The 12,407-nt window shown below is 46.7% G+C and carries 13 protein-coding genes and 1 other annotated feature; of the genes, 2 read left to right on the forward strand and 11 right to left on the reverse strand.

The window, feature by feature from the left end:
• Positions 1-5: 5 nt before the first annotated feature.
• The 3 genes from prsW to MHI21_RS15220 form a co-directional block, all read right to left on the reverse strand.
• Complete coding sequence (gene prsW / locus MHI21_RS15210; protein ID WP_165177245.1) at positions 6-701, reverse strand: glutamic-type intramembrane protease PrsW; 696 nt, start codon at positions 699-701, stop codon at positions 6-8.
• An 86-nt stretch (positions 702-787) separates the two neighbouring features.
• Positions 788-1,402, reverse strand: coding sequence for a genetic competence negative regulator (locus MHI21_RS15215; protein ID WP_013310751.1), 615 nt, complete (start codon positions 1,400-1,402; stop codon positions 788-790).
• A gap of 197 nt (positions 1,403-1,599) precedes the next feature.
• Entirely contained in the window at positions 1,600-1,977 is a 378-nt protein-coding gene (locus MHI21_RS15220) for a hypothetical protein (RefSeq protein ID WP_165177247.1), read from the reverse strand.
• A 94-nt stretch (positions 1,978-2,071) separates the two neighbouring features.
• Between MHI21_RS15220 and MHI21_RS15225 the strand changes: the two genes are divergently transcribed.
• On the forward strand, positions 2,072-2,998 hold the full coding sequence (locus tag MHI21_RS15225; protein WP_342418459.1) for a polysaccharide deacetylase family protein: 927 nt from the start codon (positions 2,072-2,074) through the stop codon (positions 2,996-2,998).
• Positions 2,999-3,137: 139 nt separating this feature from the next.
• Here MHI21_RS15225 and MHI21_RS15230 read toward each other — a convergent pair whose 3' ends face one another.
• Positions 3,138-3,479, reverse strand: a complete 342-nt coding sequence (locus MHI21_RS15230; RefSeq protein ID WP_039271029.1) for a hypothetical protein — start codon at positions 3,477-3,479, stop codon at positions 3,138-3,140.
• Entirely contained in the window at positions 3,476-4,063 is a 588-nt protein-coding gene (locus MHI21_RS15235) for a type II CAAX endopeptidase family protein (RefSeq protein ID WP_061829230.1), read from the reverse strand. The genes MHI21_RS15230 and MHI21_RS15235 overlap by 4 nt, the downstream gene beginning before the upstream one ends.
• A 185-nt stretch (positions 4,064-4,248) precedes the next feature.
• Positions 4,249-4,497, forward strand: a binding site (T-box leader).
• A gap of 261 nt (positions 4,498-4,758) precedes the next feature.
• On the opposite strand from MHI21_RS15235, the gene serA reads away from it, so the two are divergent.
• Positions 4,759-6,351: a phosphoglycerate dehydrogenase gene (gene serA, locus MHI21_RS15240; RefSeq protein WP_165177250.1), complete on the forward strand. Its 1,593-nt coding sequence runs from the start codon at positions 4,759-4,761 to the stop codon at positions 6,349-6,351.
• A 220-nt stretch (positions 6,352-6,571) separates the two neighbouring features.
• On the opposite strand, the gene MHI21_RS15245 is transcribed toward serA, so the two are convergent.
• From MHI21_RS15245 to MHI21_RS15270, 6 genes are all read right to left on the reverse strand, one after another.
• Positions 6,572-8,014, reverse strand: a complete 1,443-nt coding sequence (locus MHI21_RS15245; RefSeq protein ID WP_071641423.1) for an ATP-binding protein — start codon at positions 8,012-8,014, stop codon at positions 6,572-6,574.
• A gap of 1 nt (position 8,015) precedes the next feature.
• Positions 8,016-8,732 carry a response regulator transcription factor gene (locus MHI21_RS15250; protein WP_029517311.1) on the reverse strand — a complete coding sequence of 239 codons (717 nt, stop codon included), beginning with the start codon at positions 8,730-8,732 and terminating at the stop codon, positions 8,016-8,018.
• A 109-nt stretch (positions 8,733-8,841) separates the two neighbouring features.
• Positions 8,842-9,600, reverse strand: coding sequence for a pseudouridine synthase (locus MHI21_RS15255; RefSeq protein ID WP_165177252.1), 759 nt, complete (start codon positions 9,598-9,600; stop codon positions 8,842-8,844).
• Between the two features lie 78 nt (positions 9,601-9,678).
• Positions 9,679-10,209 carry a spore maturation protein gene (locus MHI21_RS15260; RefSeq protein WP_013310760.1) on the reverse strand — a complete coding sequence of 177 codons (531 nt, stop codon included), beginning with the start codon at positions 10,207-10,209 and terminating at the stop codon, positions 9,679-9,681.
• Between the two features lie 7 nt (positions 10,210-10,216).
• Complete coding sequence (locus MHI21_RS15265) at positions 10,217-10,960, reverse strand: nucleoside recognition domain-containing protein (protein WP_039271021.1); 744 nt, start codon at positions 10,958-10,960, stop codon at positions 10,217-10,219.
• A gap of 59 nt (positions 10,961-11,019) precedes the next feature.
• Positions 11,020-12,282 carry a D-alanyl-D-alanine carboxypeptidase family protein gene (locus tag MHI21_RS15270; protein ID WP_341163927.1) on the reverse strand — a complete coding sequence of 421 codons (1,263 nt, stop codon included), beginning with the start codon at positions 12,280-12,282 and terminating at the stop codon, positions 11,020-11,022.
• Between the last annotated feature and the right edge of the window lie 125 nt (positions 12,283-12,407).

Consider the following 12,407-nt stretch of genomic DNA (forward strand, 5'->3'; position numbering starts at 1 on the left):
TTTCGTTACATATTAACCTTTTCTTCCCGTTTTAACAAACGAAAAGGAGAACGGTTATTAGCTCGACTGATCTTCGCCATTCCTCCATACCATAGAAATGCCATAAGTGGAATGATAAACCAGATCCAGTCATGTGAAAATTTCGTTAAAATCAAATCGTATACTCCGTGCCAGAACCATGGAAGCACCAATGACAGCAGCAACATGTATTTGCTCCTCAAGCCCTCTGAAAACTTGGCCTTCCCCATGTAGTAGCCCATCATTACGCCAAACATCGCATGACCGGATACCGGTAGCAATGATCTCATCAGCATCAAGCTAATCGAAGCATGACCCGCCCAGGCATATAACAGATTTTCAACCGTTGCAAATCCGAGTGAGACTGCGGCCGCATACAAAATACCATCATAAGGCTCGTCGAACTCGGTATGATTATAGATGATGTGATACAACAGAAACCATTTAAAAAACTCTTCCACTCCGGCTGAAATGCCGAACACCTGGATTAACGTGTGATCCCCTAGCCAAAGCAGCAGCCCGCGTTGAAAAATCATGACAGGAAGAACCACCAAAAAGCCGAGCAAAAACACTCTAATAACCATGTGCAGTGGCTCCGAATCATACCTGTCCTTCAAGTAAAAATACATCAATAAGGCGAGACCCGGCGCTGTGGCTGCCGCTAAAACCGAAAACAGAAGCACCGATCATCCCTCCATAAAAATGAGTCGGCCCTGCTTTCAGCGCAGAGCCGACAAATTCACTTCGATATCACTTTCGATAAAACGAATCAAGAACGGCTGTCAAAATGAGTGCAGATGACAGCAACTGCCTGCTCAGGAATGACCAGTTTGCCGTACTCTTCCAACATAGCTGGTGTAACGGATGAGCCTTCTCCAAATTCAGCAAGAACAGCGATTAAAGCCGCAAGCTTGGACTCCTCTACTTCTTCTGGTTCCAAGTGCAGAATCCATTTTCCTCTATAATGATACAGCTTACCTGCTTCCGTAGTGTTACTACGAAGCATATGAGCCGCTTCTATGAGTACTTCGAAATCGCTAAACGCGTAAACGATGGAATCGCTATGCTCCAGCGTGACTTCCATTTCGTAGACTTCCTCTGGAAGCTCCTCATCGGGACCCGAACCATACTGTTGATGGTCGTATTTTCCCCGGGTGACGATAACAACCATTCCTTGAGCAGGAAGCGCAAAGACTTCGACAGCTAACGGTCCCGTGGCGTCGAAGCCCAGTTCGCTGTATGCCTGATCCATCATTTCGGTAAACAGCTCATGAACTCTTGGAATTTCTTGCCACATATCGTCTTTTTGAATACCGCGTTCGCTCAAATCGTCAAAGGTAAGGAAAATCCGTATCTTGTCCTGACTTAATCTTTCTATTTTCATACTGGACCCTCCTCCTGGCAGCCGAGTGTTATTAACAGATTATGATGCAATTATGATGCCTGTGATGAAAATGGTTCTATGTAATCATGTTATCATTTTATAATCGTAAATGCACGCAATAAAAAGATAAAAAAAAGAATCATTTGAACGGCTTTTACAAAAAAGCCGCAAAATGATTCGGAATAAAGGTTTCTGGTTTACAATCCCGGTACGGCTGTATGAGTTTCTTTCAAAATTTGCTCGACCTCACGTTTAACATCGGGACTTGTGCTGATGAAGTCTTTAATCAACTTCATATTTTCTTCTTTGTTCTTGGCAGTATGGGCGTTATGAGCGGTTTTATCTGTTTGTGAATGATGGTCTTGATCCTTATGGGTGTCTTCTTTATTGAGCGTTATCTCGCCCATTCCGGGGAATGCCGCGTCCATCATTTTAGTACGGGCTTTCTGCACTAAATTGCCGCTTTTTTTCCCACCCATGTCCATAGATAAGCCCAACATGTCGCGGTTGCGGGAGATCAAAGAGCTTGCTACAGCGCCCAAGACGATTCCCAGGAAAAATGAAGATGTTTTCACAATTAGAACCTCCCTTTGTGGTAGAATCAAGCATAGTGTTCGTCAGTAGTGACAAACTCATACGGTATAAAATACAGGAAGGTGAGATGAAATAATGGGTACAAAAACAGCAGCCATTTTGTTCACAGCATGTCTGCTGCTTAGTGCTTGCACTGCAACCAAGCCGGAATCTGCGGCAACAAGCAACCAGCAGGATTCGGTAGCGTCTGACTCAGGTAACAGCGCCAAAGATCAGAGCAGCGTCTCTTCCCCAAAAAGCAGCAGTAAGCAAGCAGGCAGTGATGATCATAATTCAGCGGGTAAAACCAATGCACAAAATGATAAAACCAGCGAAAGCAACGAAACAGGAGCTGCGACATCTGCAACTACCAATAACAAAATGTATCACTTGAACAAAGCCTACAATGTAATTCCTAACCAACAAGGCACCGAAAAAAAAGTCGTGTTACTGACCTTTGATGATGGTCCTAAGGAAGTAGCCATGATCAACAAAATCATAGATGTATTGGATAAACACAAAGCGAAAGCGATTTTCTTCGTAAACGGTTACCGTGTAAAAGAGCATCCTGAGTTGCTTAAGCTTATCCATGACCGTGGACAGCCCATCGGCAACCATAGCTGGGATCACATCGTGCTGAAGAATAAATCTGAGCTTGAGGTCAAAAAACAGATTGAATCGGTACAAAAAGTTGTTAAGGACATTACAGGACAAGCCCCCGTATTCTTCCGTCCCCCTCATGGTGCCGCCGGAGACGTAGGTCGCAAGGTCGCTAAGGAAAACGGTCTCCTATACATGACATGGTCCGTCGGTTCTCTGGACTGGACAATGAAAAAGAATCAGCCTAATAAAACGGAGGCACTTCTCAAAAACGTAACGGAACAACTTCATCCAGGCAGCAATATTTTGATGCATGAACTGCCATGGACAGCTGAGGCTCTGGACAGTCTATTGACACGCCTCGAGCAAAAGGGTTACCAATTTGTTGATCCTCAAAGCATTGAGGTTCCTGCCAGCAAATAGACACTTGCGTATACTCAGTCTTAACTGTAGATGATGCAATAAAGGCCTCCACTCTCCGCTATTCATGCGGAGATGGAGGCCTTTTTACCGTATCATTACGCGCCTTGACCTAAGCACAGACGTCCATACTTACTTTATATTACCAAAGCATTTCACTGATGGGTGGTGCACCCTTGATGCCCCACCACAGTAACGCTGCAGTAATCAGCACAAAAAGAGTACTCAAAAAATTTAAAAACCACTTGCTTACCCGAATACGGCGGGACGGAAACATTTCTGCCCGCGTTCGGTACTCACTGGCAGGAGTATCATCCTCCATCGTCACAGCAACTTCTGGTACAGCGGCAACGTGAGCCAATTCTGGCACGGGCCGTGAAGCACGGGAGCGAACTGGTTTAGATTTTGACCTGTCCTCCTCCTTGCCTTTGCGACCATTTCGACGGCTACCATAGGTCTGCACTCTGCTAAGTTCCTGATTCATTCTTCATACCTCCGAAAACGTAACGCTAAGCCAGATATAAGGTCAATCACAAAATGACAAATGATCGGTGCCCACAGACTACCGGTCTGCACATATATGTAGCCCAATCCATAACTGCTAAGAAAAACCCAGCCAGTGGGAATCCAATGCCGTAAATACCGGATATGAATCACCGCAAACAAAATGCTTGTCCAATAAGGACCAAAGCTGTACTGAATTGCACCTCTGAACAAGAGTTCCTCACAGATAGAGACGATAGCTGCTATACAAATAATATGCCAAACCGGACGATTTTGAAACAGCATTTGGTTAATACCACCGTCATCCATAGCATCCTCAGGCATAATCCGGGATAGCAACAGATCCACAAGTAACATAGCGGCGGCCAATCCCAATCCCCACCATAAGACGTGCAGAGTGTTCGGCAATGCAAATAGTTCTAACACATTTCTTTTCTGAAAAAATATCCAGATTGCGCCAATCAGCAGGGTCAGCCCCTGAGTTAGATACAAATTGTAAAGCAGCAAGCGGTCGTTCAATTCATGAATTTGCGCTCTTTTCCATTTCACTTTAAGCTTTTTCATAGTTAGTTAGTCCTCTGCATAGTCTTCTTTAGCATCATAGCCAAAAAGTCGGGCGGATTCAAGAAGACTTAAATCTTAATTTTCCGCATTCTGTAGCTATATATCTAGACGGCTATCCACACATGTCGCATGTCCTATTGACATGCCCATGTAAGCCATGATACATTATGAAAAAATTATTAGCGACAACAACAATGATGGAGAAAAGGTATTGATTTCGTCCTCAGAGAACCGGTGCTTGGGTGGAAGCCGGTGACGAAGTAACTACTTTCAGCGCTCCTGAGTTATTGCACCGAGGTCTGTGGAATACTTCCCGGCATTAGATGCAATCGGCAGAAAACCGTTATCCTTTCGGTCATTTATGACCGCTGAAGGCAGTCCATTGCGAAATGGCTGCGAATTAGGGTGGTACCACGATAACTCTCGTCCCTTACTATGGAGATAGTATGTGATTCGGGGGTTTTTTTGATGCCCGAAAACCGCAAAGCGCCTCCGCGTAAGACTTTTGATCGTCAGTTTGGTGCATAATACTATTTTATCCCTTTTCTGCGTCAATGCGTTATCACACTAGTATTTTACACCGCTCTCCTGTACTTTTAGAAGCATTTCAAGTTTTTTCATGTTCTTTATGGAATGTATTTCAGTTTGAAGTACATCCTGTCCATAAAAGAAGTTAACTTTGAGGAGGAAACCAAATGTTTAAAGTGTTAGTATCCGATCCGATCAGTGACCTGGGCATCCAGCAACTGATGGATGCAGACGATGTCACGGTAGACAAGAACACAGGTCTCAGCGAGGATGAATTGGTTCAAATTATTGGTGACTATGACGCATTACTCGTTCGAAGCCAAACTCGGGTAACCGAACGCATCATGACGGCAGGGAAGAACCTCAAGGTTGTAGGGCGAGCTGGGGTCGGAGTGGACAACATCGATCTCGAAGCAGCAACACAACGCGGGATTATCGTTATTAACGCTCCTGACGGCAACACGATTACGACTTGTGAGCACACTTTTGCGATGATGATGGCTCTAGCACGTCATATTCCACAGGCATATGCCAAAACCATTGGCGGTACATGGGATCGTAAAACATTTCTCGGTGTCGAACTGCGTAACAAAACACTTGGAGTCCTCGGCATGGGACGTATCGGCAGTGAGGTCGCTAAACGTGCTAAAGCATTTGGCATGAGCATCCTCGGCTATGATCCATTTCTAACGGAAGAACGCGCTGAGAAGCTGGGCATTAAGCTGGCGAGCGTGGACGAAATTATCCGCAACGCAGATTTTATGACCGTACACACACCATTAACACCGGAAACGAAACATATGATTGCTCGTCCACAGTTTGAAGTGATGAAAAAAGGAATGCGTATCATCAACTGTGCCCGGGGCGGAGTTATCGATGAAATGGCTCTTGTTGAAGCCATTGATGAAGGTATCGTTGCCGGTGCAGCCTTTGACGTATTCGAGTCAGAGCCGCCAGCACAGGATCACCCATTCCTGAGTCATTCGAAAATTATCGTCACACCACATCTGGGTGCCTCGACTGTCGAAGCTCAGGAGAATGTAGCTATCGATGTGTCCGAGCAAGTGCTGCATATTTTGCGTGATGAGCCTTTTAAAAATGCGGTCAACATGCCTCCAGTACCATCCAACGTCATGACGCAATTGCAGCCATATTTCTCGCTTGGAGAAAAGCTGGGCAGCTTTGCCGCTCAGATCACGAACCAGGCTGTACGTGAAATTCAGGTAGATTACGCCGGCGATTTGTCCTCTGTGGATACACAGCCGCTGACACGGTATATTTTGAAAGGTGTTCTTAGCCGTCATCTGGGTAGCGATGTGAACATTGTAAACTCTGTACATCTGGCCAAAACACGTGACATCCATCTTGTCGTATCTCAGGCGCCCGCCACCAAGGGTTTTACCAATCTGATTACCGTTACACTCAAGACGCAGAGCGGCGAAGAGCAACGTGTATCTGGCACCCTGCTGGCAGGCTATGGCGAACGTATTGTTCGGTTGAACCAGTTCCCGGTAGATGTGGCACCGGAAGCTCATTTCCTGCTCATCTCCCACAATGATAAACCAGGCATTATCGGTCGTGTCGGCACCTTGCTTGGGGAGAACGGCGTCAATATCGCTTCCATGCAAGTAGGGCGTAAAATTGTCGGCGGTGAAGCCATCATGATCCTGACCGTTGATAAAGCTGTACCAAAAGACGTGCTGATTCAACTCGTTGGTTTGCCAGAACTAAATACTGCCCAAGAAGTAGTGTTAAATTAGTTCCAGAGAATAGAGAAGTCCATGGTTTTATAATAAAGAGAGGCGCCTGGCTACCCAGGCGTCTTTTTCTCTTATACCGTTATCTGTCATGAGAGCAATCATCATACATGAAATAGGATGTTCCACGTTGAACAAGATAAATGTTGATTTTCCAACAAAAAGCACCCTCTTCCGAGGATGCCTGCAAACCGGGGTATATCAGCTGGGACTTATAATTCTGTTACAGACCCAGCTTTGTTTTGTTGGAGATGGGCAGCAAAATAGTAAATTCCGTCCCTTCCCCCAATACGCTGGCAGCAGAGACAGAGCCTCCGTGAGCCTCTACAATGTTCTTGACAATAGCAAGTCCCAAACCAGTCCCTTTATCCTCACCACGTACTCTGGCCTTATCTGCCTTGTAGAAGCGGTCGAAAATATAAGGTAGATCCTCGCTGGCAATGCCTACACCTTCATCCTTAATCCGAATACGGATTAACTCATGCCGTTCTCCCAAAATTCGATCCGCCGCAATAGTAACCTTTTTCCCGCCGGGTGTATGTCTGAATGCATTATCCAGCAAGTTGGTCAATACCTGCTCCAGTCGGTCTTCATCTGCCTCAGGCAGCAGTAAACGTTGGCCTTGCTCATGGTAATCGAGTGTCAGTCCCTGTTCCTTTGAACGTACCGTAAATTTACGGTGAACACGCTCGATCAGCTCATTCACATCCACTTCCTGTCGGTGCATGTCTGTATGACCAGCCTCCATTCGGGCCAGATCAAGCAGATCCTTGACTAACCTTCCCATGCGTAATGATTCATCATGGATGACCTGTACCAGCTCCTCGGATTCTTCAGGGGAACCCGCCATGCCATCCAGCAACGCCTCACTGTAGCCCTGCATCATAGATAAAGGTGTACGGATTTCATGAGATACGTTGGCCACAAAATCGCTCCGCATCTTCTCCAGCTTCACTTCTTCCGTAATATCTCTAAGCACAGCTACTGCACCGCGGATTGCATTATCCGTATACAGAGGCGCCATCTGCACCGACCAGGAGCCCTTCTTGACATGGATATAGTCTCCGACATCTTCTCCCCTGTCCATAACAGTATGGAACAGAGACTGCAAAGGCTCAGGTACAGAAGCTCCAAACTCCTCAAGATCACGTTCCTGCCACTCCAGCTTTTTCCAGATATCCAACAGACTTTGTGCCGGTGGATTCGTCAAGATGATTTGTCCGCTTCTGTCAAAGGTGATTACGGCATCAGACATGCTTCGCAGTACGCTGGATAAATGGTTTTTCTCCTCATTCAGACTGCGGATCGTTGCTTCCAGTTCCGTAGACATATGATTAAAAGTTTTCGCCAGTTCTCCAATTTCGTCACTGGTCACCAACGAAAGCCGAGTATCATACCTTCCCTCACGAATCGCATTCGCCGCCTGAATCAACAGCTGCATAGGCTGTGTGATTTTAGTAAAAAGGAATAAGGCAAAAAAGGTCGTCAATAAAAATCCGACAATGCATGTATAGGTGAACAAATGCTTGATTTCCGTCGATTCATACGCCGCAAAATTTCTGTTGATGTACGGCAATAAAAAAAGCCCTAGAAAAATAAGCACAGAGCCTACAAGACAAATGATGGTGATCCACAGCTTGCCTACCAGCGATCTCCAGAAGTTCACGTTATTTTGGAACCTCCAGCTTATAACCTACGCCCCACACGGTCGTAATCATAGCCGCTGCCTCTGGCGATACTTTATTCAGCTTTTCACGAAGCCGTTTCACATGCGTATCCACAGTGCGCAGATCACCAAAAAATTCGTAATTCCAAACGTCTTTCAGCAGTTCCTCACGCGAGAAGACTTTATCTGGCGACACCGCCAAATAGTGCAACAGCTCGTACTCTTTAGGTGTGAGACTGATTTCAATCCCGCCCGCAGTTACCCGGTGCGCATCATGCTCAATGATAAGATTCGGAAAAACAATACTATTGCTTGGTACCGCCTCTTTCGTTAAAAAGGCAGTTTCCGACGAACGGCGTAAAATCGCCTTCACCCGGTAAATGACTTCTCGCGGGCTAAAGGGCTTAACTACATAATCATCGGCTCCGACTTCAAAGCCTTGTACACGGTTCACTTCCTCACCTTTGGCAGTCAGCATAATCACAGGTGTAGCTTTGGTCTGACGCAGCCGTGTACACACCTCAATCCCATCCATCCCCGGAAGCATTACATCCAGTAAAATAATGCTGTAATCGCTTGCAGTCGCTTTTTGGAGGGCAATCTCACCATCCTCAGCTTCGTCAATTGCATATCCTTCTTTTTCCAGATACATCCGCAGAAGGCGGCGAATGCGTTCTTCATCATCTACAATTAATATGCGGTTGCTTTGTTCTGACATATTCCCAGCCCCTTCGCTAAAAAAACCATTCTCTCTATTTTACTATTTTCCCGTGCTTGGTCAAACTTTACTCTCATCCAACAGTCTCTTTACACCAAAAAGGCCGGGGTTATGACCCCCGTCCTGTCCGTTTCTTTTTCGTGTTGTCTGATTTGGCAAGTTGAATGAGACGGTTGATTTCGTCCTTGGTTAAGGGTCTGGTCAGACCGCGCTTCAAGTTTTGTAGCAAAAGATCACCGAAGGCAATTCGCTTGAGTCTGATGACCGGGTGTGAAATGGCCTCAAACATCCGTCTTACCTGGCGATTTCTGCCTTCATAAATGGTAATCTGGATCACAGACTCCTTACCATTCGGATCTACATCTTTATATTCTACCTCGGCTGGTGCAGTAATGCCATCTTCCAGCACGATTCCTTTTTTCAGCTTGTCCAGCTCAGTACCATGCGGAACGCCTTTGACTGTTGCCACATATGTCTTGGGCACATGATGCTTGGGATGGGTGAGCAGATTGGCGAACTCGCCATCATTGGTAAGCAACAGCAGTCCTTCGGTGTCGTAATCGAGACGCCCTACCGGATATACGCGTTCCTTAACGCCTTTCAGATAGTCTGACACGATTTTACGGCCTTCCGGATCGGAAGCACTCGTAATGACTCCTTTAGGTTTGTTCATCATCAGATAGATTTTTTTCTCGGTTTTGATCGGGCGTCCCTTTACCGTAATCATATCTTGATCAGGGTCTGCCTTCGTTCCCAGTTCAGTTACGACAACCCCGTTCACTTCCACGCTGCCCGACTGAATAAGCTCTTCACATTTACGTCTGGAAGCTACACCAGCTTGGGCCAATATTTTCTGCAATCTTTCCATGTTCGCTAATTCACCTCATGCTAATGATACCCATCCATGAGCAAAATCACAACCCCCGTTCAAAAAACGATGCAGAAATTAAAATACAAGCAGGCAAATGGCAATGGCTGCCACAAAACCAACCACATCTGAAAATAGTCCTACCTTCAAAGCATACCGTCCATTGCGGATACCTACCGCACCAAAATATACAGTTAGCACATATAGCGTCGTGTCTGTGCTGCCCTGAATCGTTGAGGCGATCCGACCGATCATGGAATCCGGGCCATAAGTGCGAATTAGATCCGTCGTGAACGCAAGTGAACCGGTGCCCGTCAATGGACGAAGCAAGCCTAAAGGCAGTACCTCACCGGGTACACCCCAGTGTTTAATCCATGGGGTTACCCAGGAGATCAAATAGTCTAAAGCGCCGGATGCTCGAAAAATGCTAATCGCCACCATCATGCCTACGAGATGAGGAATAATGCTGATGGCGGTAGAAAAGCCGTCTTTGGCTCCATCCACAAAAGAATCGTAGACAGGTACCTTTTTAGCATATGCATATAAAGGAATAAAAGCGAGAATAACCGGAATGGCCCAAGTCGATACGAGGTTTATAAAATTAAGCATGCCTCCCTCATCCTTTCCAAGTGGTGTCCCTGCCCTTGGCAGCCGTGATTCCCGTTCGCGGAACGGCAGGTGAAGATACGGGCAGCGTCGTTGAAGAGGCAGCAGATGTTGGTGCTGATGAGGTGAGTGGTGCCAAGGATGTCTGGGACGGCGGAATCGCTGGAGGACGGCGGCGCAATTCTCGACTACGGTACCAACGATCCGCCGCAATAGCAGCAAAGGTGGCTATTGCGGTCGCTACCAGCGTCGTACCGACGATTTCTGCCGGATGTGCGGAATGAAAATTAAGCCGTATCGCGATCAACGTCGTAGGAATAAGCGTAATACTGGCTGTATTCAGGGCGAGCAGCGTACACATGGCTGGTGTGGCGGTTTGCTTATCTGGATTGAGCGTCTGCAACTCTTGCATAGCCTTGATTCCCATCGGTGTGGCTGCATTCCCCAGGCCCAGCAGATTGGCGCTCATATTGGACAAAATGTAACCCATAGCGGGATGATTACGCGGAACATCAGGGAAGAGAAAGGCAACCAAAGGAGAAAGCAGCTTGGATATTTTCTGTAAGAGCCCACCATCTTCAGCCAGCCTCATCATGCCCATCCAAAACACCAGCACACTTATCAGTCCAAAGCACACTGTAACCCCCGTAGTTGCCCCGTCAAAAGCTGCTTTCGTCACCACCTCAATATTTCCCTGCGCGGCAGCAAATACAAATCCAATACAAATCAAAGCCACCCATATGAGATGAATCATGGCTGATTCCTCCTTTTCCCAATGATGTGACACGTCCCAGCTCTAATTTCCTGCTTGCCCTAGGCTCCAAACAAATTTTTTAGGATTTCGTTCCATCTGCTCGTCCAACCTTGTTGCTGAGTATTGTTCGCAGGATCTTGTGCAGTTGGAGCCTCTTGCTGTGGCTGTACGGTACTTTGAGCAGGCAGCTTACTACCTTTTTCATACACAGGAACAGAACCGATAAGTTTACCTTCTATAAGGAATTCGACCCGCCCTCGTAAGCCAAAAGATACGTCCGCTCTGTCTGCAGAAGCAGAATTTTTATACAACACCAGTCTTTTGTGCAACTGGGTCTTCTCACCATCATGTAAAGGATAGGCAAAGCTTGTACCTGTTAATAGTGGGTAACCATCGATAGGTTGCTGCTTGTCCGTAATCGGAATGAGCGGATAATATCGGAATCCGTAATCAAGCATACGTGCATGATCGTTCCAATCGTCCCCGTCATTCAAGGTAACGGCAGCGAGCTGGCGGCCGTCCCGTGTGGCAGAGCTGACCAGACAGCGAAACGCTTTTTTGGTAAAGCCTGTTTTCACACCGTCAGCTCCCTCATACAGCCGCAGCATTTTGTTTTTGTTGTGCCATGAGTAGTCCCAAGAATCGTTGGGATTCGGTGCTTTTTTCAGTTCTGTTTTTACGATACGGGCAAAAGTTGGATTATGCAGCGCATAAGCAGTAAGTCGGGCCATATCATTGGCTGAGGAATAGTGTCCCTCGGCATCCAGCCCGTGAGGATTAGCAAAATGTGTGTGGCTTAGCCCAAGCTGAACCGCCTTGTCATTCATCAAATGGACAAATCCCTCTTCCGTCCCCCCCACATGCTCAGCAATGGCAGAAGCGGCATCATTTCCAGAACGGAGCATTAAGCCGTACAGCATATTTTCCAGCGACATTTGTTCACCCATTTGCAGAAAAAGCGAGGACCCTTCTTTGGCATACGCGGTTGGACTCACCTTTACCCGGTCCTGCAAGCGTCCATGTTCAATGGCCACGATTGCAGTCATAATCTTGGTCAGGCTGGCAATACGTAGCTCCCGGTCACCCTCGGTAGAATAAATGATTCTTCCTGATGTGACATCAATTAAAGAAGCAGCCTGTGCATGGGTTCCTAATGCGGGCGGCGCTGCTTCTGTTTTTATCGCTCCCCGAACGGGCTGTGGACTCAGCAACGTAAGCGGCAATGACAAAATAAGTAGAACCACCAGCGGCAAAACAAATGCGCGTGCCTTGTTCAAGAAATGGCTGTGGTCCGCGTGAATGTGTTGCTTTTTTTTAAACATTTGGATTCCTCCGGTTTTGAGCAAGTCTTGTACCAGTATATGTCCAAGCTGTTCAAAGTATGTCCACCTTTATAACAGAAAATTCCTTTACGGTACAGCCATTAGCTGCTCTCTTTTTGCTTTCT

Origin of the sequence: Paenibacillus sp. FSL H8-0168 (genome assembly GCF_038592955.1) — a bacterium.
Taxonomy (GTDB): Bacteria; Bacillota; Bacilli; order Paenibacillales; family Paenibacillaceae; genus Paenibacillus; species Paenibacillus polymyxa_B.

Excerpts from the sequence above, each read along its gene's own strand:
- MHI21_RS15215 (WP_013310751.1), bottom strand. The coding sequence starts at position 1,402 with ATGAAAATAGAAAGATTAAGTCAGGACAAGATACGGATTTTCCTTACC.
- MHI21_RS15225 (WP_342418459.1), top strand. The coding sequence starts at position 2,072 with ATGGGTACAAAAACAGCAGCCATTTTGTTCACAGCATGTCTGCTGCTT.
- MHI21_RS15230 (WP_039271029.1), bottom strand. The coding sequence starts at position 3,479 with ATGAATCAGGAACTTAGCAGAGTGCAGACCTATGGTAGCCGTCGAAAT.
- MHI21_RS15235 (WP_061829230.1), bottom strand. The coding sequence starts at position 4,063 with ATGAAAAAGCTTAAAGTGAAATGGAAAAGAGCGCAAATTCATGAATTG.
- serA (WP_165177250.1), top strand. The coding sequence starts at position 4,759 with ATGTTTAAAGTGTTAGTATCCGATCCGATCAGTGACCTGGGCATCCAG.
- MHI21_RS15250 (WP_029517311.1), bottom strand. The coding sequence starts at position 8,732 with ATGTCAGAACAAAGCAACCGCATATTAATTGTAGATGATGAAGAACGC.
- MHI21_RS15255 (WP_165177252.1), bottom strand. The coding sequence starts at position 9,600 with ATGGAAAGATTGCAGAAAATATTGGCCCAAGCTGGTGTAGCTTCCAGA.
- MHI21_RS15260 (WP_013310760.1), bottom strand. The coding sequence starts at position 10,209 with ATGCTTAATTTTATAAACCTCGTATCGACTTGGGCCATTCCGGTTATT.
- MHI21_RS15265 (WP_039271021.1), bottom strand. The coding sequence starts at position 10,960 with ATGATTCATCTCATATGGGTGGCTTTGATTTGTATTGGATTTGTATTT.
- MHI21_RS15270 (WP_341163927.1), bottom strand. The coding sequence starts at position 12,282 with ATGTTTAAAAAAAAGCAACACATTCACGCGGACCACAGCCATTTCTTG.